Below are 21,836 nucleotides of genomic sequence, written 5' to 3'. Positions count from 1 at the left end.
TTATTGTTTAGAAAGGATACTTGTTTAACATGAATAAATGGAAGAAAGTACTGGGCGTGGCGCTCGCGGGCGTGATGTGCGTTTCCCTCGCGTCGTGCTCGATGGTACAGATCAACAAGGAGCGTGACGCGGCGCAGGTCGTTGCGGAAGTGAACGGCGCGCAGGTCACGAAGGGGCAGGTCGACGAGTCAACGGAGGCGATGCTCTCCATGTACGGGATGACGACAGATACGTTCACGCAGCAGTACGGCGCAGACCAGCTCGCCTCCATGCGCACGAGCGCTTTGCAGACGCTGGTGCAGAACGAAATGCTTTACCAAAAGGCGATCGAGGATGGCTTTGTGGACGAATCGGACGAAAACAAGGCTGCGATCAAGGCAGAGCTTGAAGAGTCGCTTAACAGCCTGAAGGAATCCATCAAGTCGAGCGTGGAAGCGGACGAGACGGTTGCGGAAGCGGACAGGCAGGCGAAGATCGACGAACAGATGGAGCAGTTTGTCACGATGTACGGCTACGACGATATGGACCAGAGGGTGGCAGACCGCATCAAATCCGACGCGATCAGCAAGGAAACGGAAAAGATCAACGGCGAAGTCTCGTATACGGAAGAGCAGGCCAAGACCTTTTATGACGAGCAGGTAGCGGAGCAGCAGCCCAAGGTCGAGGAAGACCCGTCAAGCTATGCGACCTACAGCAGCTCGGGCATCGCGGTCGTCAACCCGGCGGATGCGCGCTATATCAAGCATATCCTGTTCCAGATACCCGAAGATGTGCAGACGGAGATCAAGGAGCTGCGCACGAACGGCGACGACGCCGGTGCGGACGTGAAGCGCGACGAAGCGCTTGCGGACATCAAGGCCAAAGCGGACGAAGCGCTTGCACGCGCGAAAGCGGGCGAGGATTTTGACGCGCTCCTCGAAGAGCTGGGCGAAGATTCCGGCATGAAGAGCGAGCCGGCAAAGACGGAAGGATACCTTGTTTATAAAGGTTCCGGCATGGTCAGCGAATTCGAGGAAGCGGCGCTTAAGCTGGCGGAGGGCGAAATTTCCGGCCTGGTGGCAACGGACTTCGGCTACCATATCCTAAAGAACGTTAAGGATGCGGGCGGCGTGATCCCGTTTGACGACATCAAGGAAACGATCATGGAAAAGAAGCTGTCCGAAGCACAGAATACGCACTTAAACGAGGTCTATGACCAGCTTTCGGAGCAGTACAACGTGAAGACATACACGGACAGGCTGTAATCGACCGGTACATAACCAGTTTTCTGGAGGAACAAAGGGGAGTTTGCGCAGGGCGCAGGCTCCCCTTTGTGTATGCGGCGGTTGAAATCCGCGAGGCAGGGGGCTATAATTTGAGGGAATCTAAAAAAAGGCGGGAACAAAGGATATGATAAAGATAGTCGGCTGTACGCCGGAATTTGACCTGCTGCCGCTGCGCGCGGTGCAGGCGATCAGAGAGGCGGATACGGTTGTTTTGCAGAGCGAGCGGACGGCGTGCGCGGAAGGGATCCGCAGGGAAAATGAAAGGATCGTGGCGCTGGACGACCTCTATGAGCAGGCGGAGGATTTCGAGGCGTTGTTTTTGGCGGGCGCGCAGCGTGTGTTAGAGGCGGAAAAGGGCGGCAGCGTCGTTTTTTGCACAGTGGGGGATCCGTTTGAAAACGGCTTTTTAAGCGAATTGGAAAAAGAGGGCGCTTCGCTTGCGTATGTGGCGGGCGGCTATGGCGAAGCGGCCGCCATAAGCGCGGCGGCACAGCGCATGGACGTAAGCGGGTATACTGTGCTCTGCGCGCGGGAAATAGACGCGCTGGGCATCGACACGGGAAAAACAGTCGTTTTGACCGGTGTGGAAAATTTGCTGGTAGCGGAAGGTGTAAAGTGTGCGCTTTCTGATTATTATAGGGAAGATACGCAGGTACTGTTTTATGCGGACGGAAAGGCATCGTGGCTGGATTTTTATGATATTGACCGCATAACGCAGTGGAAGGAGGGCGGCATATTGGTACTGCCGCCGCAGCAGCTTGTGGGCAAGGAGCGCTACGGGCTTTACGACCTGGTGCGTATCATGAAGATATTGCGCGGGGAAAACGGCTGCCCGTGGGACGCGGAGCAAACGCACAAGAGCCTGCGGCAGTATATCCTCGAGGAAGCGTATGAAACGGTGGACGCGGTGGACGCAGGCGATATGTTCGCGCTGTACGACGAGCTGGGCGACGTGTTTTTGCAGGTGGTGTTCCAGTCGGAGGTCGCGCGGCAGTGCGGCGAATTTGATATCGACGACGTGGCAACGTCCGTGTGCGCCAAGATGATAGGCCGTCATCCGCATATTTTTGGGAACGCGACCGCGGATACGGCGAACGAGGTGTTTTTAAACTGGGAAGCGATCAAGCGGAAGGAAAAACAGAACGAAGATTTCGTATCCGTGCTGCGCGACGTGCCGCGCTCGATGGGGGCGATGATGCGCGCGTATAAGCTGCAGAAAAAGGCGGCGGGCATCGGCTTTGACTGGAAGGACGCCGCGGGCGCGATGGAAAAAGTGCGCGAGGAGCTTTTGGAATGGGAAGCGGAGATCGGCAGCGGCGACGCGGACAGGACGGAGGCGGAGGCGGGCGACCTGCTCTTTTCCATCATCAATGTGCTGCGGCTTTTGAAGGCCAATCCGGAGGTGGCCTTAAACCGTACGTGCGAGAAGTTTATCAAACGCATGGAGGAGATGGAAAAAAAGGCTTGCAAAGGGCTTTATGACCTGGGTGTGGATGAACTGAACAACTTATGGGACGAGGCGAAAAAAATAATTCCCTAATTGCCAAAAAACCTTTAAAATAAGGTTGATTTATGGGTTTGAATGTATTATAATCGTTTTTGTAATCTAACCGGGCGGCTCCCCAGCCGTTGCGGAATATTATTTAAGGAGGGGAAGGTTTTGAATAAGACTGAACTCGTAGCTGCTATCGCGGCAAAAGCTGGTATCTCCAAAAAGGATGCGGACGCTGCTCTGAGCGCATTTTCTGACAGCATCATCGATGAAATCAAAAAAGGCGGAAAGGTACAGATCGTAGGATTTGGTACATTTGAAGCTAGGAAACGTGCTGCAAGAACAGGCATCAATCCGCAGACGAAACAGCAGATCAAGATCGCTGCTTCCACTGTACCGGCTTTCAAAGCTGGCAAAGCTTTCAAAGACGCTGTAAAATAAGTAATAAAACAATAAGGGACGTTCACTGTAAGTGTGAGCGTCTTTTTTGTTTTACAGACAGCGGTGGCGGGGCCGTCAGGAACAAAGCGGTTTTATGAGCCGCAAGGCGAAATAAAACAACTTTGAGCCAAGGGGGTACGCGGGGGAACAGCATGTTCCGCCCGCGAAGGGAGCGGAGCGACCGCAACTAAGCGCGTCTTTTTTGTTTTCAGACAGCGATGGCGGGGCCGTCAGGAACAAACCGGTTTTATGAGCCGGGAGGCGGAATAGCGCCGCAAGGCGAAATGGAGCAGGGAGGGCGAGGAGAAATGGGGGCCACGCGAAAGTTGAACGGAGCGGAGCGCAGTGAGTTTCGTGGGGTAAGAGGAGCGATCGCCTGACCAGCGGAATAGCGCCGCAAGGCGAAATGGAGCAGGGAGGGCGAGGAGCGACGAATGTTAAGAAGCCGTTAACATATATGCCCGTTGGTTGAATATTTTTGAAAAAATGGTATAATACGCAGAGTAGAACACGATGCCGGACACGATACGCCTGTTATGGGCGTGCTCAATCCGGCGCCAAGCATAGGAATGGGGAAATGCATTGAGACTGGATAAATATTTAAAAGTATCGCGGCTGATAAAGCGCAGGACGGTCGCGCAGTCGGCGTGCGAGGGCTCGCGCGTGCTGGTCAACGGCAAAGTGCAAAAGAGCAGCTATGGCGTGAAGATCGGCGACGAGATCACGATAGAATTTGGTTCAAAACCATTGAAGGTTCGCGTTTTGGCGATTGTGGAAACGACGAAAAAGCAAGAGGCAGACGGAATGTACGAGGTAATAGAATAGGGATGAAGATTTGTGCTGTGATCCTTGCCGCGGGCAGCGGAAGAAGGATGGAACTCGATACCAACAAGGTATTCATCAAGTTTGAAGAGCAGAGCGCCGTGATCCGGTGCCTGAAAACCTTTGGGGCGACGGAGTTGTTTTCCGATATCATCGTGGCGTGCAAGGCGCAGGAGCGCGACATCGTCAAGCGCAAGATCGAAAAGTATATCGGGGGCGGCGAAACGGTCATGATCTGCGACGGCGGCGCGGAACGCCAATATTCCGTGCGCAACGCGCTGGAATTTGTGCCCGGCGATGCGGATATCGTGGTCGTGCATGACGCGGCGCGCTGCTTTGTCACGGAGCGCATCATCCGCGACTGCGTTTCGAGCGCGATCCGCCACGGCAGCGGCGTGGCCGCGGTCAAGGCGACGGACACCATCAAGCGCGCAAAAAAGGGCGTCGTCACGGAGACGCTGCCGCGCGAGGAACTGGTATGCGTACAGACGCCGCAGGCGTTCCGCGCAGACCTGCTGAAGCAGGCTTATCAAAAAGCGGAGCAAGACGGCTTTTTAGGTACGGATGATGCGTCGTTAGTGGAGCGCCTGGGGAAAAAGGTGCATGTGGTGACGGGATCGCCGGACAACATCAAGCTGACGACGCGCAAGGATGTGGATCACGGCAGGCAGATCGTGAGAAACCAGGAATCTTCCGACCTGCGCATTGGCAACGGGTTTGATATGCACCAGTTCGCGCAGGGCAGGAAGCTCGTGCTGGGCGGCGTTACTATCCCCAGCGATATTGGGCTGGATGGGCATTCGGACGCGGACGTGCTGGTGCACGCCATCATGGACGCGCTTTTAGGGGCGGCGCGCCTGGGTGATATCGGCGGGCTTTTCCCGGATACCGACCCGCAATATAAGGACATTTATTCGATCGACCTGCTGCGCGGGATCGGCGATTTGCTGCGCAAGTACGGGTATAAGATCATCAATATCGACAGCACAATCATTATGCAAAAGCCGAAAGTCAGCGCGTACCGCGAACAGATGATGGACAACATCGCAGCGGCGCTCGATATGACGCGCGAATATGTGAACGTCAAGGCGACGACCACGGAATATCTGGGCGCAGTCGGAAGGGGAGAGGGCGCGGCGGCACAGGCCGTGTGTATTTTGCAAAAACAGAGAAGATAGTATGAAGAGAAGAAAACACAGGGGAATGAGCACGATCCGTAGGCCGATGGGCGTGGATCGCGTCAGGAGGAGCAACGCCTGGTCTATGTGGCGGTACATCGTCCTGATCGGGATCGCGGCGGCGGTCGTCCTTGTCATGATCTTTTTTGGGTTCCCGCTCATCGAAGACCTGTTGAAGGGGGTCGACCCATCCCTGCGCTACCAGCCCAAGGTGGAAGCGGAGTTTAACTTGGAAGAATCGAAGGTGGAGACGGGCACGGCCGCACCCGGCGAGATTTATATCAACGCGTTTACGGACAGCGACGCGCAGCAGTACAAGGTGCGTATCAAAAACGAGCCGTTTATCGACGGGGACAATATCATTTTCACCACGCAATTTTCACAGCAGGGCACGCTGGCCCTGGATACGGTGCTCATCTACAACACGCAGACGCAGGAAATCACCAAGCTGCCCAATGTGGAAAAGAAATACGACAGGCTCTTATCGCCCCTGCTGTCAGGGAATTACGCCGTATGGGTGGACTGCCTTGATAAGGGCGGCGGACGTATCGTGGGCTACGATATCGCGGCGCAGCAGCAGTTTTTGATCAAGGAATTCGCGTATGCGCAGCCGCAGATCTCCATTGCGGGCGACCTGATCGCCTTTATGCAGTGGGCGGGCGACACGACGCAGCGCCTGTATGTCTACAACCTGAAAACGCGCGAACCGGCGACGGTAAGGCTTTACGAGAATACGGCGGCAGGCAACAGCGCGGCAAGCATTTCCGCAAACGACCTTGTGTGGGCGGAATACGATACGCAGGGGAACGGGACGCTAAAGCGCATTGTTTTTGCGGACGGCGCTTCCAAAACGGAAAATTACGATTTCGGCAACCAGGTGTTCGAGCCAAAGACGAACGGCAAGGACATCGTGTTTGCCACGGCGAAGGACATCATCAGCGGGTCGCTCATGCTTTCCACGAACGGCAACGCCCCGGTGAAGATCGCGGAAAACGTGGTCAATTACGCGCTGGGCGATAATTTCGTCGCTTATACGAAGGACATGAAGGTAACGGTTTGCTATACGGATGCGCAGATGACGCAGACCATGACGGGGGAAACGTCGAAAAACCTGCTCGCGTGCGCAAACTTAAACGGCATCTGTTATTACGATACGACGGATACCGAGATCGCGGACGAGGCGGTGCTTTACGCCTACATGGAAAGCGCGCATACGCAGGCGCAGGACGGGGGAGCAAATGGTTAAGGCAAAGACGCAGTTCGTATGCTCGGAGTGCGGGTATACGAGCGGGAAATGGTCGGGGAAGTGCCCGTCGTGCAACGAATGGAACACGCTGGTCGAGGAAGTGGTGCAGGCAGCCCCCGCGGGCAAGGGCAAGGTCATTTGTGCACCGGCCAGGATCGTCACCTTTGACAAGATACCGCTGGAAAGCGAAAAGCGCTTTTCCACGGGCATCGGCGAATTTGACCGCGTCCTCGGCGGCGGCGTGGTGCCGGGCGGCGTATGCCTTGCGGGCGGCGAGCCGGGTATCGGAAAATCCACCTTGTTTTTGCAGGTGGCAAAGCTTTTGTGCGCGTACGGCAACGTGCTTTATGTCTCGGGAGAGGAATCCCCCGCGCAGATCAAGATGCGCGCGCAGCGCCTTGGTGTGGCGGATCACATTTACCTGATGGCGGAAACAGAGGTGGGCAGCATCTTAGCGGGCGTGGAGGAGCTAAAGCCCAAATTTTTGATCCTCGATTCGATCCAGACGCTATACGACGCGAACCTTTCCTCTGCGCCGGGCAGCGTGGCGCAGGTGCGCGGGTGTGCTTCGCGCATTACGCAGGCGGCGAAGCGCATGGGTATCGCTACGTTCATCATCGGCCATGTAACCAAGGAGGGCGCCATCGCGGGGCCGCGCGTTTTGGAGCACCTCGTGGACACGGTGCTTTATTTTGAAGGGGAACGCACCTCGAACCTGCGCATTTTGCGCGCGGTGAAAAACAGGTTTGGCTCCACGGACGAAATCGGTGTTTTCGAGATGCGCGATATGGGTATGATGGAAGTAAAGAACCCGACGATGCTCTTTGAGGGGGATTTTGCGGACGACTTATCGGGCGTCTCCATCTTTGCGGCCACGCAGGGCACGCGCCCCATGCTTTTGGAGATACAGGCGCTGTGCGCGCATACGCAGCTTAACATCCCGCGCAGGCTGTGTTCGGGCCTCGACAACAACCGCCTGTATATGATCTGCGCGGTGCTGGAGAAAAAGATCGGCTTAAAGCTTTACAACGAGGATATTTTCGTGAATGTGGCGGGCGGCATCAAAGTAAAGGAATATGCCGCGGACATGGCGATGGCGATGTCCATCGTCTCCTCCCTTAGGAACCTGCCCATTCCGCGGGACACGGCGTTCATCGGCGAGATCGGGCTTTCGGGCGAGATCCGCCACGTTTCCCAGCTTTCGCGGCGCGTGAATGAATGCGCGAAGATGGGCGTTAGGCGCGTATTTGTGCCGAAATACAGCATCGAAGCCGGCATGGACAGAAATATCAAGGTGGAGGGGGTAGGGACGCTTTCGGATGTGCTTGCGAGGGCCTTTTAGGAATTTTTAAGGTTTTGTTCATACGCAAGACATATTTTAATGATAAATTAATAAAAGGGTAAAGCGCGCCCGATCCGGCGGAGCGACGCCGGCGCATGCAAGAGCGAGTTTTTGCGGAGCAAAACCCGAGCGGTTTGCGTGTCGCCAGGAACGATCGGCGGTAACAAAAGCTGATAGAAAGCTTGCGCGCGGGGCTGCAAAAGCGCGCTGTTGATATTAATACAATTGAATAAGGAAAGGAGAAAGCAACATGTTTTACAAGCTGATGAGACTATTCATCATTGTACTGGGCTTTTTGATCGGGCCGGGGCTTGTGCTGCTGGGCGTGACCTTATATAATTACTTCGCGCAGGCCGACCTGTTCTCGAATTTCCAAACGTGGGTGCCGTTCGCTGCATATATTGCCAGTGGAATCATATCCGGAATCATATTTTCAGTTTTATCCCGCAGGATGGCGCAGGCGTTTGAGAGGAATACCAAAAGCATCGAGCAGAGGCTGGAGGCAACGCCCACGACCACGCTTTTTGCGGGGACGGTCGGGCTCATCGCGGGCCTTGTGGTGGCGGCGCTGATATCCGTCATCATCGGCCTCATACCCATTGCCTGGATATCCATCCCGCTGACGATCCTCGTTTACCTGCTGTTCGGCTCGATCGGCCTTTCGATCGGCGTGCGGCGCAGGGTGGACATCGCGGGGCTGATCCGGGGCAAAAAGCCGGCAGGCGGCAAAGCGCCGGACAAAAGGGGAGGCATCCCTCCCAAGATCCTCGATACCAGCGTGATCATCGACGGGCGCATTTTGGATATTTGCAAGACGGGGATGTTCGAGGGGGATATCGTGGTGCCGGAGTTCGTGTTGAAGGAGCTGCAAAAGATCGCCGATTCGGCGGATTCCATGAAGCGTACGCGCGGGCGGCGCGGCCTCGATATCCTCGGCGACATGCAGAAGGAGCTCAAAACGCGGGTCAAGGTGACGGACGTCGACTATGAGGACGTACCGGAGGTGGATATCAAGCTGCTGAAGCTCGCAAGGGACATAGGCGGCACGGTGGTGACCAACGATTATAACTTAAACAAGGTAGCGGCGGTGCAGGATGTGCCGGTGTTCAACATCAACGAGCTGGCGAACGCTGTCAAGCCGATTCTGATGGCGGGCGAGGAAATGAGCGTGACCATCGTCAAGGACGGCAAGGAACAAAGCCAGGGCATCGCTTACCTCGACGACGGGACGATGATCGTCGTGGAAGGCGCAAAGGGCATGAGCGACAAAACGTTGCAGGTTATCGTTACCAGCGTATTGCAGACGGCGGCAGGGCGGATGATCTTTGCGAAAATCAAATGAACGGGAAAAAAACAGGGTGCGGGACACAGCGCCCTGTTTTTACTTGAACAAAGTGAGCGCGCGGCCACGCACGCTTTCGTTATGTTCGTCAGGAATAAATCGGTTTTGCAGGAATCCCTGCCCGCGAAGCGAACAAAGTGAGCGCAAATAAGTGTTGACATCTTGATTTTGCTATGATAATATAGTAAACTGCATTAGCATAGTTGTACTGTGGAGTATTGTCCCGTCGCGCGCCCTTTTGGACGCGGGGAAAATCCGCTCCGGAAGCGGATTTTTGAGGGAACGGCCGTGCAAATGCGCCTTTGCTTGTATAATCAATTTTAATATAGGAGTTGTTGTTAAGTATGCAGGAAGTTAAGTTTGGAACAAATAAGAGGATGAGCTTTTCCAAGATCAAAGAAGTTCTAGACATGCCGGACTTAATCGAAATCCAGAAAAACTCTTACAAACGCTTTTTGGAAGAGGGACTGGGCGAAGTACTGCAGGACATCTCCCCTATTACCGACTATTCTGAAAACCTGGTGCTTGAATTCGTGGATTACAAGATCCTCGATACCCCCAAGTATGATGTGGAAGAATGTAAAGAGCGGGACGTTAACTACGCCGCTCCTCTTAAGGTGCAGGTGCGCCTTTTGAACAAGGAAACAGGGGAAGTCAAAGAGCAGGAAGTTTTCATGGGCGATTTCCCGCTGATGACCGAGAAGGGGACGTTCATCATCAACGGTGCGGAGCGCGTCATCGTTTCGCAGCTTGTCCGCAGCCCCGGCGTATATTACGGCGAGAGCAAGGACAAAACAGGCAAGGATCTTTTCAGCTCTACCGTGATCCCCAACAGGGGCGCGTGGCTTGAATACGAAACGGACTCCAACGACTGCATGTTTATCCGTGTGGACAGGACGAGGAAACTTCCCGTCACGGTTTTCCTGCGCGCGATGGGCCTTTCCAAGGACGCGGACCTGCGGGAATTTTTCGGCGACGATGAAAATATCGAAGCCACGATCAAAAAGGATAATACCACGACGCAGGAGGAGGGCCTTCTGGAAATCTACAAGCGCCTGCGTCCGGGCGAACCGCCGACGGTGGAAAGCGCGAACATGCTGATCGGGTCTTTGTTCTTCGACCCCAAGCGTTATGACCTCGCGCGCGTCGGGCGGTATAAGTTCAATAAGAAGCTTTCGCTTGCGCAGCGTATCAAAGACCAGGTAGCGGCTTCCGACGTGATCAATGAAAGCACGGGCGAGCTGCTTGTTTCCGCAGGCGAGGCGATCAGCGCGAAAAAAGCAAAAGAGATCGAAAACGCGGGCGTGAGCGTCGTGGAGCTTTCCGTGGGCGAAAACGTGCTGCGCGTACATGGCAATAACTTTGTGGATGCAAAGGGCTACCTTGATTTTGACCCGGCGCAGGTCGGCATCAACGAAAAGGTATATTACCCGGCGCTGAAAGAGATATTGGATGAGTGCGGCAAGGATAAGGCGCTCCTCAAGGAAAAACTGGAGCAGAGCATTTCCGTGCTGATCCCGAGGCACATCATCGTGGACGATATGCTTGCCTCGGTGAGCTATTTCTTAGGGCTCAAATATGGCGTCGGCGTGACGGACGACATCGACCACCTGGGCAACAGGCGCTTGCGCTCGGTAGGCGAGCTGCTGCAAAACCAGCTGCGCGTGGGCCTGACGCGCCTTGAGCGGGTCGTGCGCGAGCGGATGTCCATCCAGGATATGGATGTGGCGACGCCAAGCAACCTGATCAATATCCGTCCGGTGACGGCTTCCATCAAGGAGTTCTTCGGTTCCTCGCAGCTTTCGCAGTTCATGGACCAGACGAACCCGCTTGCAGAGCTGACGCACAAGAGAAGGCTGTCGGCGCTGGGGCCGGGCGGCCTGAACCGTGACCGCGCGAGCTTTGACGTGCGCGACGTACACCACTCGCATTACGGCCGTATGTGCCCGATCGAGACGCCGGAAGGGCCGAACATCGGCCTCATCGGTTCCCTTTCCACCTATGCGCGTATCAACGAATATGGATTTATCGAAACGCCTTTCCGCATGATCGACAAGAAAGCGGGCCGCGTTACGGAAAAGGTACAATATATGACGGCGGACCAGGAAGAAGACCTGATCGTCGCGCAGGCCAACGAGCCTTTGGCGGACGACGGCGTGTTCGTAAACGAACGCGTTATGTGCCGTGTGCGCGACCAGATCGTCGAGGTTTCCCGAAATGAAGTAGACCTGATGGACGTTTCGCCCAAGCAGCTGGTATCCGTCGCTACGTCGCTTATCCCGTTTTTGGAAAACGACGACGCGAACCGTGCGCTGATGGGCTCGAACATGCAGAGGCAGGCGGTGCCGCTTTTGATCCCCGAATCCCCGGTCGTGGGAACGGGCATGGAGTACAAGGCGGCTTACGACTCGGGCGTGTTGTCCATTGCCAAAAAGTCGGGCGTTGCGAAGAGCGTAACGGCGGACAAGATCGTGATCGCCAACGACGACGGGACACAGTCCGAATTCAACCTGATCAAATTTGCGCGTTCCAACCAGGGCACGTGCATCAACCAGCTGCCCATCGTGTATGAAGGACAGCAGATCGAGGCCGGGCAGGTGCTGGCGGACGGGCCGTCTACAGACCACGGCGAGCTGGGCCTCGGCAAAAACGTGCTCGTAGGCTTTATGACGTGGGAAGGCTACAATTACGAGGACGCGATGCTATTGTCCGAGCGCCTTGTCAAGGACGACGTATTTACCTCCATCCACGTGGAGGAATACGAAGCGGAAGCACGCGACACGAAACTAGGGCCGGAAGAGATCACGCGCGACATCCCCAACGTGGGGGAGGAAGCTTTGAAAGACCTCGATTCGCGCGGCATCGTACGCATTGGCGCGGAAGTGCGGAGCGGCGACATCCTCGTCGGCAAGGTTACGCCCAAGGGCGAAACGGAGCTGACGGCGGAAGAACGCCTGCTGCGTGCGATCTTCGGTGAGAAAGCGCGCGAGGTGCGCGATACTTCCCTGCGCGTACCGCACGGCGAAGGCGGCGTGGTCGTGGACGTAAAGATCTTCACGCGTGAAAACAAGGATGAACTGACGGCGGGCGTCAACAAGCTCGTACGCGTTTATATCGCACAGAAAAGAAAGATATCCGTGGGCGACAAAATGGCCGGACGCCACGGCAACAAGGGCGTTATCTCGCGTATCCTCCCGATGGAAGATATGCCGTTCCTGCCGGACGGTACGCCTCTTGATATCGTACTCAATCCGCTGGGCGTACCTTCCCGTATGAACATCGGGCAGGTACTGGAGGTACACCTCGGCATGGCGGCGCGCGCGATGGGCTACAAAGTCGCAACGCCGGTATTCGACGGCGCCAGCGAGGAGGACATCGAGGAGCTGCTTGCAAAGAGCGGCCTTACGCCGGACGGAAAAACAGTGCTTTATGACGGGCGCAGCGGCGAGCCTTTTGAAAACCGCGTGACCGTCGGTTATATGTATATCCTAAAGCTGCACCACTTGGTGGACGACAAGATCCACGCGCGTTCCACCGGCCCTTACTCGCTGGTCACGCAGCAGCCCCTGGGCGGGAAAGCGCAGTTCGGCGGACAGCGCTTCGGCGAGATGGAAGTGTGGGCCCTCGAGGCTTACGGCGCGGCGAATACCCTGCAGGAGATTTTGACCGTGAAATCGGACGACGTGGTCGGGCGTGTGAAAACGTACGAATCCATCGTCAAGGGCGAGAACATCCCCGAGCCGGGCGTGCCCGAATCGTTCAAGGTACTGATCAAGGAAATGCAGAGCTTAGGGCTCGATATCAAGGTGCTTTCCGAAGACCGCGGCGAGATTAAGATCAAGGAGACCGACGAAGACGACGGTATGCTGATCGACATCAACATTGCGGGGGCGGAGGACTTGCCAACTGAAGAAGGCGACTTTGAAGCGGGCGATATGGTGATCGAGGATTTGGGCGACCTTTCCATCGACGAGCTCGACCTGCCGGATATCGCGGAGCTTGAGGACGAGGAGATCGACTTTGACGATTTCGCGGACGACGTGATCCCGGACATGGAAGAGATCGAGGATGATATCGACCTCACGGAAGACCTCAATATCGATACGGACAGTTTAAAAGACGACGATATGGAGTAATTGGTTTAGTTAAGTAAATTTTTGGATAGAGCAGAGAGGAGAGGAGTTACCTTTGTTTGAACTCAATACATTTGATTCGATCCAGATAGGCCTCGCGTCCCCGGAAAAGATTCGCGAATGGTCTCATGGCGAGGTAAAGAAGCCGGAAACGATCAACTACCGTACGCTGAAACCGGAAAAAGACGGGTTGTTCTGCGAACGTATTTTCGGGCCGACGAAGGACTGGGAATGCCATTGCGGAAGGTACAAGAGGATCCGTTACAAGGGGATCGTGTGCGAGAAGTGCGGCGTCGAGGTGACGCGCGCAAAGGTGCGCCGCGAGCGCATGGGCCACATCGAGCTGGCTGCGCCCGTTTCGCATATCTGGTATTTCAAGGGAATACCGTCGCGTATGGGCCTGCTTTTGGATATGTCCCCGCGTTCGCTGGAAAAGGTGCTGTATTTCGCGGCGTTCGTCGTGACCGACCCCGGTGAGACAGGGCTTGAATACAAGCAGCTTTTGACGGACAAGGAATACCGCGAAGCGCAGAGCAGGTTCGGCGAGGATGCTTTTTCCGCCGGCATGGGCGCCGAAGCGGTCAAGGTACTCTTAAAACAGGTAGACCTGGAAGCGGAAACGCTGCAATTGCGCGAAGAGCTCAAAACGTGCACAGGCCAAAAGCGTGTGCGCGCGATCAAGCGCTTAGAGGTCGTGGAAGCGTTCCGCCAGTCCGGCAACAAGCCGGAATGGATCATCATGGACGTTGTCCCGGTGATCCCGCCCGAGCTGCGCCCCATGGTACAGCTTGACGGCGGCAGGTTCGCGACGTCCGACTTAAACGATTTGTACCGCCGCGTGATCAACCGCAACAACCGCCTGAACAGGCTGCTGCAGCTTCGCGCGCCGGATATCATTGTCAGGAACGAAAAGCGCATGCTGCAGGAAGCGGTAGACGCGCTCATCGATAACGGCAGGCGCGGCCGCCCCGTAACGGGCCCGGGCAACAGGCCGCTTAAATCCCTCTCCGACATGCTGCGCGGCAAGCAGGGGCGTTTCCGCCAGAACTTACTGGGAAAACGTGTCGACTATTCCGGCCGAAGCGTTATCGTGGTAGGGCCGGAGCTGCAAATGTACCAGTGCGGCCTGCCCAAAGAAATGGCGCTCGAGCTGTTTAAGCCGTTCGTCATGAAAAAGCTGGTGGAAGAAGGCTTTGCGCACAACATCAAATCCGCCAAGCGTATGGTGGAAAAGGTACGCCCCGAGGTTTGGGATGTACTCGAAGAAGTGATCAAGGGGCATCCGGTTTTATTGAACCGCGCGCCTACGCTGCACAGGCTGGGCATCCAGGCGTTTGAGCCGATCTTAGTCGAGGGCCGCGCGATCAAGCTTCATCCGCTGGCCTGTACGGCGTACAACGCGGACTTTGACGGCGACCAGATGGCCGTGCACGTTCCGCTTTCCGTGGAAGCGCAGAGCGAAGCGCGTTTCCTGATGCTCGCGGCGAACAATATCCTAAAGCCGCAGGACGGGAAGCCGGTCGTTTCCCCGACGCAGGACATGGTCATCGGGTCTTATTACCTGACCATCCACCGCGAAGGCGCAAAGGGCGAGGGCAGTATTTTTGCTTCCCCGGAAGAAGCGGTGCTGGCTTACAACACAGGAAACATCGATTTGCAGGCGATGGTCAAGATCCGCGTCACCAAAGAGGTGAACGGGGAGATGAAAACGGGCATCATTGAAACGACCACGGGCCGCGTGATCTTCAACAACGCGATCCCGCAGGACTTAGGTTTCATGGACCGCTCCAAGAGCGAAAACGAATTGAAATTTGAAGTAGATACACTGATCGACAAGAAACAGTTAGGAAAGCTCGTCGACCTGTGCTTCTTAAAGCTGGGGCCGACCAAGACTTCGCATGTCCTGGACGCGATCAAGAAGCAGGGCTTCCATTATTCGACGATCGGCGCGATCACGGTTTCCGTTTCGGACATCAAGATCCCCGGTGCGAAAAAGGAATTGCTGGAAGCTGCGGAAGAAAAGGTCGTTTCCATCGAAAAGCAGTATAAGCGCGGGTTACTTACCGACAAGGAAAGAAAAGACAGCACGGTCAAGGTCTGGGAGAACACGACGAACCAGGTAACGGACGCCCTGATGAAGAGCCTCGATAAGTTCAACCCCATCTACATGATGGCGAACTCCGGGGCCCGTGGTTCCACGAACCAGATCAGGCAGCTGGCCGGTATGCGCGGGCTGATGGCCGACCCGAACGGTGAGATCATCGAGATCCCGATCAGGGCGAACTTCCGCGAGGGCCTGACCGTTCTGGAATACTTTATCTCCTCGCACGGCGCGAGGAAGGGGCTTGCCGACACCGCCCTGCGGACGGCTGACTCGGGTTACCTGACGCGCCGCTTAGTCGACGTATCGCATAACGTGATCGTGCGCGAGGTGGACTGTTTTGAGAATTTGGGAGAGCAGGTACAGGGCGTGCCCATGAGAAAGCTCACCAACTCCAACGGCAAGGAAGTGATCGAGCCGCTTGAAGACCGTATCCGCGGGCGCTTTACTTCGCAGGAGGTAAAGGATAAAAAGGGCAACGTGATTATCGGCGCCAACGAGATGATCACGCCGGCGATCGCAAAACAGATCGTGGACGCGGGCATCGAAGAAGTCAATATCCGTACCGTGTTTACCTGCAAGAGCGAGCACGGCGTATGCGCGAAGTGCTACGGCGCGAACATGGCGACAGGCGCCCTTGTGGACATCGGAGAAGCGGTAGGCGTTATCGCGGCGCAGTCCATCGGCGAGCCGGGTACGCAGCTTACCATGAGAACGTTCCATACCGGCGGCGTTGCCGGCGGCGACATCACGCAGGGCCTGCCCCGCGTCGAGGAGCTGTTCGAGGCGAGAAAGCCGCGCGGGCTGGCGGTCATTTCAGAGATCGCAGGCGTGGTGACCATCAACGACACGCGCAAAAAGCGCGAGATCACCGTTTCCAACGATTCGGGCGAGGCAAAGACATACCTCATCCCGTACGGTTCGCGCGTGACGGTGGAGGACGGACAGGAAATCGAGGCGGGCGACGAGCTTACAGAAGGCTCCATCAACCCGAACGATATCTTGAAGATCAAGGGCGTGAAGGGCGTACAGGAATACCTCTTGAAAGAGGTACAGATGGTATACCGGTTGCAGGGCGTTGAGATTTCCGACAAGCATCTGGAGATCATCGTGCGCCAGATGCTCAAGAAGTGCAAGATCGAGGATTCGGGCGATACGGCGATGCTCCCGGGCGAGATGGTGGATATCTTCGCGTTCGAGAAGGAAAACGAACAGATGATCCGGGAGGGCAAGGAGCCGGCGACCGCGTCGCGCGTGCTGCTCGGTATCACCAAGGCTTCGCTTTCCACGAACAGCTTCCTCTCGGCGGCTTCCTTCCAGGAGACGACGAGGGTGCTTACGGAAGCGGCCATCAAGGGCAAGGTCGATCCGCTCTTAGGGCTTAAGGAGAACATCATCATCGGTAAGCTGATTCCGGCGGGTACGGGTATGAAGCGTTATAAGAATATCGACGTGATTTCCAACGTGATAAACGAAGATATTTCTTCCCAGATCGATATCGATATCGCGGACACGGAGCTTTCATAGGAAAAGATCGGATTGCAGGCGGAAGGGGGGAAAACCCTTTCGCCTGTTTTGTAAATGATGGGAGAGTTTTTTGATGAGCGAAAACAACAATAACAATTTGAGCGACGAGCAGCGTGAATACAGGAAAAAGTGTGTGATCGCGGATAGCGACCTGTGCAACTGGCTGGACAGGAAGGGCTGCTACCACTGCTATATCAGCACCCTGAAAAGCGACGAGGACAAAAAGGCCGCGATGGAACGCTGGGAAACGACGCTTTCGTACATCCCGGAAAACATCGACGACCTGCACATGGGCGACGATTGCGTGTTCTGTAAGCAGAAGCCGGCATACGAGATCGACGGATACGCTTCCTTTGAGATGGCGCATCCCGAGCCGTACTCTGCCAAGGGCATGTTCTTCGGCATCGGCAAGAAGGTGCGCACGCCCGTCGGTTCGCTGGTGACTTTGCAAGCGGGCATCTGCGACGACTGCAAAAAGGCTTTCCGCAAAATGGACTTTTTGCACCTGGGCATTTTCTTCGGCTTTTTGGCGGCGGCGTTCGTGCTGCTGCTGATTCCCGGATTTGCGGAGCCCATGGCGAACCTGTTCGCCCTGCTGCCCGTATTGTTCGTGGCGCTGATGGCGCTCGCGGGGTATTTCCTCGGCAAGCAGATAGGCATGAATGCGATCAGGAAGGCGGCCAAAACAGTGCATGTGGACGTGGCGGAGATACCGCTCGTGCGGCAGATGCTGGGCAGGGGCTGGTTCTTTTTCCAGCTCACCAACGGCATGCCGCGGCTCTATTTTAAAAAGACGAAAACGTATACGCGCCTGCGCAAACCGTGCGGGGGCAAGGACGGCGAGGACGATCTGCCCCTTGACAACATGAATATTTGAGTGGTATTATATTTAGGCGCGCTTTTTGCGTTAAAAAGAGGTGTGCGTAAATGTATGAAGAGCTAAAAAACGCCGAAAACAGGGTCGTAGGCTTAAAACAGCTGCTGCGGAGCCTGGAGGAGGGAGCCGTCCTGACGGTGTACCTCGCGGACGATGCGGAGGAGCATGTCAAAGAGCGGGTACTCCATGCGATCGGCGAAATGGAAGTCCACATCGTGAATGTGGAAACGATGAAAGAGCTTGGCGAGGTGTGCGGGATCGACGTGCGCGCCGCCTGCGCGGCTATCATTGAAAACTAGTTCCCTTCAGGGTTGCGGGGAATTTTGGCTATATCCATGCGGCATATGGACTGTGTTGCAGGGAAAGTTCCGTGCAAGTGCCTGATGCGCAGGTATTTGGGGGAACAGGAATAATAATTGATACGAAATGAAAGGAAGGTGCGTGTATGCCTACCATAAACCAACTGGTTAAAAAAGGCAGGAAGTCTCAGGAAGCAACGTCTAACTCGCCTATTTTGAAGCAGTGTCCCCAGAAGAGGGGCGTATGCATGGCGGTCAGGACGATGACGCCTAAAAAACCGAATTCTGCCCTTCGGAAAATTGCAAGGGTTCGCCTTGTCAATGGTATGGAGGGTACGGCTTACATCCCGGGGATCGGCCATAACCTGCAGGAGCACAGCGTTGTCCTGATCAGGGGCGGAAGGGTCAAAGACCTGCCGGGCGTAAGATACCATATCATCCGCGGCGCTCTCGATACGGCGGGCGTTGCAGACCGTAAACAGGCGCGTTCGTGCTACGGCGCGAAAATGCCGAAAAAATAAGCTGCATTTTCTGTTGCCTACCGGTATCGTTTACCGTCAGGCGGAACGATAATTTGCTTCCCGAGCCTGCGTGCTACGCTTGCAAAGGCGTCGGAATCAAATCATGCGCCCCTTCTGACGGAGTAGGATGCCCGCAATAGCACCAGGCATGGTGTTGCCCGGCGTATGCGAGTTAGACGGCGCAAAGCGCGTCTGTTGTTTGAGCAAGTAGACGGGCAAGATATGGCGGGTGCGGCAGGAGTGAAAGCAGTTAACCAAGTAATTATTCTAGTGATTTTAAGGAGGGCTTTTCAATGCCTAGACGTGGTGGAGTACCCAAACGTGAGGTAATAGCGGATCCTATGTATAACAGCACAGTTGTGACCAAGCTGATCAACCAGATCATGGTGGACGGCAAGAGGGGGACTGCGCAGCGGATTTGCTACGACGCGTTTGATATTATCAAGGAAAAAACAGGAAAGGATGCTGTTGAAGTATTCAATTCCTGCATGGAAAACGTAATGCCTGTTTTGGAAGTTAAGGCGCGGCGCGTGGGCGGCGCGACATACCAGGTTCCGATGGAAGTGCGCCCGGAACGCCGCCAGACGCTGGCGATCCGCTGGCTGGCGCTTTTCTCGAACAAGCGCTCTGAGCGTACGATGCGCGAAAGGCTTGCGGCAGAGATCATGGACGCTGCAAACAGCACAGGCGCGAGCGTGAAGAAGCGGGAAGATATGCACAAGATGGCGGAAGCGAACAAGGCGTTCGCGCACTATCGCTGGTAAGCATATACTGAAAATTCATGGGATAGTCGGGAAGCGGTTTTAGGGGAGATTTTGCCTTTAAAACCGCTCACTCCGTAAATCGGGCCTTGAAAATGGGGCCACAGGGAAACGCGGACGGAGCAAAATGGGACTGCTGCGTTATCAGGGACAAATTGCTTTTTTGTCACATGCGCGAACACCCGGCAGCGTGTATTGAAAAACATGTACTGTAAAAAGTGTGTGAACCATTGGTAAACATACTGTGAAATGCGCTTTTGGGCGCTTTTGGGAGTGTATCATATATGCTGTGTGAGCCAAGTAAGCAATAAAGTTTGAAATAAGTTTTTATCGAAGGGAAAGGAGATACAATGTCTGGAAAATTTCCGCTTGAGAAAGTAAGAAACATTGGTATTATGGCGCATATCGACGCCGGTAAAACGACTGCCACCGAACGTATTCTTTTTTATACGGGCAGGACATACAAGATCGGCGATACCCATGACGGCAACGCAGTCATGGACTGGATGGAACAGGAACAGGAAAGAGGTATCACGATCACTTCCGCTGCGACAACGACGCAGTGGGAAGGGCACCAGATCAACATCATCGACACGCCCGGACACGTTGACTTCACGGTCGAGGTCGAGCGTTCGCTGCGCGTGCTGGACGGCGCTGTCGCAGTATTCTGCGCGAAGGGCGGCGTAGAGCCGCAGTCCGAAACGGTTTGGCGGCAGGCTGAAGGCTATGGCGTCCCGCGTATGGCGTTTGTCAACAAGATGGATATTATGGGGGCCGATTTTTACAACGTTGTCGACATGATCAGGGAAAGGCTGGGCGCGAACCCCGTTCCGCTGCAGCTGCCCATCGGCGTGGAGGATACGTTCAAGGGAATCGTCGACCTCGTGGAAATGAAAGCGGTCGTCTATCCGGAAGACGATCCGACGGGTACGAAATTCTCTGTGGAAGAGATCCCGGCGGACATGAAGGAAATGGCGGACGAATACCGCGAAAAGCTGATCGAAGCGGTCGCCGACCATGATGAATCCATCATGGAAAAATATTTCGCGGGCGAAGATATTTCCAAGGAAGAGATCATCAAGGTGCTGCGCAAAGGCACGCTTGCGGGTACGATCATCCCCGTATGCTGCGGCAGCGCGTACAGGAATAAAGGCGTGCAGCCCCTGCTCGACAAGATCGTTGAGCTGATGCCCTCGCCGCTCGACGTTCCGGCCATCAAAGGCATCAAGCCGGGTACGGACGAGGAGATCGAGCGTGCAGCGGACGTGAACGGGCCGTTCTCGGCGCTGGCGTTCAAGATCATGGCCGACCCGTTTGTCGGAAAGCTCGCGTTTTTCCGCGTATACTCCGGCAAGCTGCGCAGCGGTTCTTACGTACTCAATTCCACGAAGGGCAAGCGCGAGAGGATCGGGCGAATCCTGCGTATGCACGCGAACCACCGCGAGGAAGTAGACGAGGTGGAAGCAGGCGATATTGCAGCGGCAGTCGGTTTCAAAGATGTCGGGACAGGCGACACGCTGTGCGACGACAAGCAGCAGATTATTCTGGAGAATATGGTGTTCCCCGACCCGGTCATCCAGGTCGCGATCGAACCCAAGACCAAAGCGGGACAGGAGAAAATGTCTACCGCGCTGCAGAAGCTGGCGGAAGAGGATCCGACGTTCCGCGCTTATACGGACGAGGAAACGGGCCAGACGATCATCGCGGGCATGGGCGAACTCCACCTGGAGATCATCGTAGACCGTATGCTGCGTGAGTTCAAGGTCGAAGCTTCGGTCGGTAAGCCGCAGGTTTCCTACCGCGAAACGATGACAAAGCCGGTCGACGTGGAAGGCAAGTATGTCCGCCAGTCCGGCGGTAAGGGCCAGTACGGGCATTGTAAGATCCACGTGGAGCCGCTCGAGCCGGGCAGCGGTTATATATTTGAAAGCAAAATCGTCGGCGGTTCGATCCCCAAGGAATATATCCCTTCGATCGACGCCGGTATCCAGGAAGCGGCAAAGAGCGGCCTTATCGGCGGGTTTGAAGTTATGGATTTCAAGGTCACGCTGCTTGACGGTTCGTACCACGAAGTCGACTCCTCTGAAATGGCCTTCAAGATCGCAGGTTCCATGGCGATCAAGGAAGCGTTCGCCAAGGGCGGCAGCATCCTTTTGGAGCCGATGATGAAAGTCGAAGTCGTTGTGCCGGAAGAATACCTCGGCGACGTTATGGGCAACGTAAACTCGCGCCGTGGGCGTATCGAAGGAACGGAAGCGCGCGGCGGCGGACAGATCATCCGGGCGATGGTTCCGTTATCAGAGATGTTCGGGTATGCGACAGACCTTCGCTCGCGGACGCAGGGACGCGGCAACTTCACGATGCAGTTCGACCATTATGAACCGGTGCCCAAGAGCATGGTGGAGAAGATCACAGGCGAAAAGAAATGATACAGTGGCCGATACAATCCACTGAAAAATGAAAAATAACAAGGAATAAGGAGAACAAAG

Annotated in this window: 15 protein-coding genes; all 15 read left to right on the top strand. The window is 55.6% G+C overall.

Translation table 11 applies throughout. The features are described from left to right. The first annotated feature begins 29 nt into the window (after positions 1–29). Positions 30–1,244: a peptidylprolyl isomerase gene (locus BN6471_RS11510; RefSeq protein ID WP_066649206.1), complete on the top strand. Its 1,215-nt coding sequence runs from the start codon at positions 30–32 to the stop codon at positions 1,242–1,244. A 145-nt stretch (positions 1,245–1,389) separates the two neighbouring features. Continuing rightward, positions 1,390–2,805 (top strand): nucleoside triphosphate pyrophosphohydrolase, encoded by a 1,416-nt coding sequence (gene mazG / locus BN6471_RS11505; RefSeq protein WP_066649204.1) that lies wholly within the window; start codon positions 1,390–1,392, stop codon positions 2,803–2,805. A 120-nt stretch (positions 2,806–2,925) separates the two neighbouring features. Continuing rightward, on the top strand, positions 2,926–3,198 hold the full coding sequence (locus tag BN6471_RS11500) for an HU family DNA-binding protein (protein ID WP_066649201.1): 273 nt from the start codon (positions 2,926–2,928) through the stop codon (positions 3,196–3,198). A gap of 582 nt (positions 3,199–3,780) precedes the next feature. Continuing rightward, positions 3,781–4,023 carry an RNA-binding S4 domain-containing protein gene (locus tag BN6471_RS11495; protein WP_066649198.1) on the top strand — a complete coding sequence of 81 codons (243 nt, stop codon included), beginning with the start codon at positions 3,781–3,783 and terminating at the stop codon, positions 4,021–4,023. Positions 4,024–4,025: 2 nt separating this feature from the next. Continuing rightward, the gene (locus BN6471_RS11490; RefSeq protein ID WP_066649197.1) at positions 4,026–5,198 is read left to right on the top strand and encodes a bifunctional 2-C-methyl-D-erythritol 4-phosphate cytidylyltransferase/2-C-methyl-D-erythritol 2,4-cyclodiphosphate synthase; all 1,173 of its coding nucleotides are present in this window, start codon (positions 4,026–4,028) and stop codon (positions 5,196–5,198) included. A 1-nt stretch (position 5,199) separates the two neighbouring features. Next, on the top strand, positions 5,200–6,444 hold the full coding sequence (locus BN6471_RS11485) for a hypothetical protein (RefSeq protein WP_147554027.1): 1,245 nt from the start codon (positions 5,200–5,202) through the stop codon (positions 6,442–6,444). Beyond that, positions 6,437–7,786, top strand: coding sequence for a DNA repair protein RadA (radA, locus tag BN6471_RS11480; RefSeq protein WP_066649194.1), 1,350 nt, complete (start codon positions 6,437–6,439; stop codon positions 7,784–7,786). The genes BN6471_RS11485 and radA overlap by 8 nt, the downstream gene beginning before the upstream one ends. Positions 7,787–8,036: 250 nt before the next feature. After that, positions 8,037–9,128, top strand: coding sequence for a PIN/TRAM domain-containing protein (locus BN6471_RS11475; RefSeq protein WP_066649193.1), 1,092 nt, complete (start codon positions 8,037–8,039; stop codon positions 9,126–9,128). A 344-nt stretch (positions 9,129–9,472) separates the two neighbouring features. Further along, positions 9,473–13,264, top strand: coding sequence for a DNA-directed RNA polymerase subunit beta (gene rpoB, locus BN6471_RS11470; protein ID WP_066649192.1), 3,792 nt, complete (start codon positions 9,473–9,475; stop codon positions 13,262–13,264). A 52-nt stretch (positions 13,265–13,316) separates the two neighbouring features. Continuing rightward, entirely contained in the window at positions 13,317–16,889 is a 3,573-nt protein-coding gene (rpoC, locus tag BN6471_RS11465) for a DNA-directed RNA polymerase subunit beta' (protein WP_066649191.1), read from the top strand. A gap of 73 nt (positions 16,890–16,962) precedes the next feature. Then, positions 16,963–17,766 (top strand): hypothetical protein, encoded by an 804-nt coding sequence (locus BN6471_RS11460; RefSeq protein WP_066649189.1) that lies wholly within the window; start codon positions 16,963–16,965, stop codon positions 17,764–17,766. Between the two features lie 50 nt (positions 17,767–17,816). Next, entirely contained in the window at positions 17,817–18,065 is a 249-nt protein-coding gene (locus tag BN6471_RS11455; protein WP_066649187.1) for a ribosomal L7Ae/L30e/S12e/Gadd45 family protein, read from the top strand. A 146-nt stretch (positions 18,066–18,211) separates the two neighbouring features. Beyond that, positions 18,212–18,586 (top strand): 30S ribosomal protein S12, encoded by a 375-nt coding sequence (gene rpsL, locus BN6471_RS11450; RefSeq protein ID WP_066649184.1) that lies wholly within the window; start codon positions 18,212–18,214, stop codon positions 18,584–18,586. A gap of 293 nt (positions 18,587–18,879) precedes the next feature. Then, positions 18,880–19,350 (top strand): 30S ribosomal protein S7, encoded by a 471-nt coding sequence (gene rpsG / locus BN6471_RS11445; RefSeq protein WP_066649180.1) that lies wholly within the window; start codon positions 18,880–18,882, stop codon positions 19,348–19,350. Between the two features lie 347 nt (positions 19,351–19,697). Further along, the gene (gene fusA / locus BN6471_RS11440; protein WP_066649176.1) at positions 19,698–21,776 is read left to right on the top strand and encodes an elongation factor G; all 2,079 of its coding nucleotides are present in this window, start codon (positions 19,698–19,700) and stop codon (positions 21,774–21,776) included. Positions 21,777–21,836: the final 60 nt, after the last annotated feature.

It is taken from the genome of Christensenella timonensis, assembly GCF_900087015.1.
GTDB lineage: Bacteria > Bacillota > Clostridia > Christensenellales > Christensenellaceae > Christensenella > Christensenella timonensis.
The sequence above is the reverse complement of the archived record's forward strand: the minus strand, read 5'-3'. Positions and strand labels throughout refer to the sequence as shown.

Coding starts and splice junctions, on each gene's coding strand:
- BN6471_RS11510 (WP_066649206.1), top strand. CDS start 30: ATGAATAAATGGAAGAAAGTACTGGGCGTGGCGCTCGCGGGCGTGATG.
- mazG (WP_066649204.1), top strand. CDS start 1,390: ATGATAAAGATAGTCGGCTGTACGCCGGAATTTGACCTGCTGCCGCTG.
- BN6471_RS11490 (WP_066649197.1), top strand. CDS start 4,026: ATGAAGATTTGTGCTGTGATCCTTGCCGCGGGCAGCGGAAGAAGGATG.
- BN6471_RS11485 (WP_147554027.1), top strand. CDS start 5,200: ATGAAGAGAAGAAAACACAGGGGAATGAGCACGATCCGTAGGCCGATG.
- radA (WP_066649194.1), top strand. CDS start 6,437: ATGGTTAAGGCAAAGACGCAGTTCGTATGCTCGGAGTGCGGGTATACG.
- BN6471_RS11475 (WP_066649193.1), top strand. CDS start 8,037: ATGTTTTACAAGCTGATGAGACTATTCATCATTGTACTGGGCTTTTTG.
- rpoB (WP_066649192.1), top strand. CDS start 9,473: ATGCAGGAAGTTAAGTTTGGAACAAATAAGAGGATGAGCTTTTCCAAG.
- BN6471_RS11460 (WP_066649189.1), top strand. CDS start 16,963: ATGAGCGAAAACAACAATAACAATTTGAGCGACGAGCAGCGTGAATAC.
- BN6471_RS11455 (WP_066649187.1), top strand. CDS start 17,817: ATGTATGAAGAGCTAAAAAACGCCGAAAACAGGGTCGTAGGCTTAAAA.
- rpsL (WP_066649184.1), top strand. CDS start 18,212: ATGCCTACCATAAACCAACTGGTTAAAAAAGGCAGGAAGTCTCAGGAA.
- rpsG (WP_066649180.1), top strand. CDS start 18,880: ATGCCTAGACGTGGTGGAGTACCCAAACGTGAGGTAATAGCGGATCCT.
- fusA (WP_066649176.1), top strand. CDS start 19,698: ATGTCTGGAAAATTTCCGCTTGAGAAAGTAAGAAACATTGGTATTATG.